Origin of the sequence: Burkholderia sp. Se-20378 (assembly GCF_017104665.1) — a bacterium.
Classification (GTDB): domain Bacteria; phylum Pseudomonadota; class Gammaproteobacteria; order Burkholderiales; family Burkholderiaceae; genus Burkholderia; species Burkholderia lata.
Genome location: NZ_JAAGPG010000975.1, coordinates 1 through 1,615, shown reverse-complemented (window position 1 = coordinate 1,615; position 1,615 = coordinate 1). Strand labels below are relative to the sequence as shown.

The window sequence follows — 1,615 nt, the reverse complement described above, 5'->3', positions numbered from 1 at the left end:
CTCGGCTTCGTCGCGCTGTTCCTGCTGATCGGCCTCGGGCTGCACGCGGCGCTCGCGCGCTGGCCGGTGCTGACCACCGCTACGCAGTGGTCGGGGATCGCGTTCCTGTTGTACATGGCACTGCGGCTCGCGCTCGATGACGGCCGGCTGTCGGCCGACCCGGACGTGGCCGGCCCGTCGGCGGCGGCCGGCGCGGCGATGCAGTGGCTGAATCCGAAGGCGTGGCTCGCGTGCGTGGCCGCGATGGGCGCGTATGCGACCGATGGCGACCGCACGCAGGTCTGGCAGTTCGCCGCGCTGTATCTGGTGATCTGTTTCGCGTCGATCGCGTGCTGGTCGTATGCGGGCGCATCGCTGCGGCACCGGCTTGCGAACGCGCGGCACATGCGCGTGTTCAACCGGTTGATGGCGCTGCTGCTCGCGGGCAGCGCACTCTTCCTGCTCGACGTGTAGCGCTTGCCGTTCAGCTCGTCGCGCTGCGGTACTGGCCGGGCGTCGCAGCGGCGATCCGCCGGAACGCGCGCTGGAAATGCGCCTGGTCGGCAAAGCCCGCGTCGAGCGCGACATCGGCGATCGGCCGGCCGCGGCGCAGCTCCGTGCGGCCGTACTGCACGCGGCGATCGATCAGGAATGCATGCGGCGTCATCCCGTAGCGGGCGTTGAACGCGCGGATCAGGTATGACGGCGACAGATCGGCCGCCGCGCAGATCGCATCGAGCGTGACGCCCTCGCGGCAATGTGCGGCGATATAGTCGGCCGCGCGCGCGAGCCGGGCGTTGTCGTCCCCGGCGCGCGGGCCGGGGAGTTCGCGATCGAGCGCGCCGTGCAGCGCCGTGAAGAACTCGACCGCCGCGCTCTCCTTGCCGAGCGGATCGATGCCGGGAGCGACGAGCGTGCGGTAGAAGCTGCCAAATTGCGCGAACAGGTCGCGGCGCTCCGTCAACTTCGGCGAAAAGCCGTGAAAATCGCCGTTCGGATCGCGGCCCAGCGAATGCTGCAGCCGCGCGAGCCACGGCACGTCGACATAGACCATCCGGTACGCCCATGCATCGGGGCCGTACGGATTGCACGCGTGCACCTGCTCCGGATCGATGATCACGAGCACGCCGCGCCCGACGTGCTCGTTCGTCGCGCCGTTCACGTAGGTGCTCGTGCCGCCGACGATCGCGCCCACCGAAAACGTGTCGTGCGTGTGCTTTGCGTAGCAGATCGCGCGGCCGTCGTCGACGGTGCGCGCCTCGATGAACGGCAGCGCGGCATCACGCCAGAATGGCGACGGTACGACGGATCGGTTGGCGGTACGGCTCACGCGGCGGGCTCCCGGTTCGGACGGCGAACGCTCACCGTACAAGACTGTGCGGCGCCGCGCAACCGGATCGGCGGTTCGCCGGTTCGCGGCTTTGACACCGGATCGCGGCTTCGACGCCGGATCGCGCCGTTTCGCCTAAGCTTTGAATTCCGTCCGCCGCGGCACCCGCGGCGGATCCCGTTCATTCCTCTCCCGTCACGCACATGCATATCGATCTGAAAGGCAAGACCGCGGTTGTCACCGCCTCCACCGCCGGCATCGGGCTCGCGATCGCCGAAGGGCTCGCGCGCGCCGGCGCGCGCGTCA

2 protein-coding genes and 1 pseudogene are annotated in these 1,615 nt (G+C 69.7%); 2 read left to right on the top strand and 1 reads right to left on the bottom strand.

The window, feature by feature from the left end; all coding sequences use genetic code 11:
- The coding region (locus tag G3N93_RS39490) for a LysE family translocator (protein ID WP_206135469.1) at positions 1-453 on the top strand (453 nt) is incomplete at its 5' end.
- A 10-nt stretch (positions 454-463) separates the two neighbouring features.
- Here the strand turns inward: G3N93_RS39490 and G3N93_RS39485 are convergent.
- Positions 464-1,309, bottom strand: coding sequence for an AraC family transcriptional regulator (locus G3N93_RS39485; protein WP_174946092.1), 846 nt, complete (start codon positions 1,307-1,309; stop codon positions 464-466).
- A 203-nt stretch (positions 1,310-1,512) separates the two neighbouring features.
- Here G3N93_RS39485 and G3N93_RS39480 point away from each other — a divergent pair.
- Positions 1,513-1,615: pseudogene (locus G3N93_RS39480) on the top strand (oxidoreductase); the annotation flags it as partial.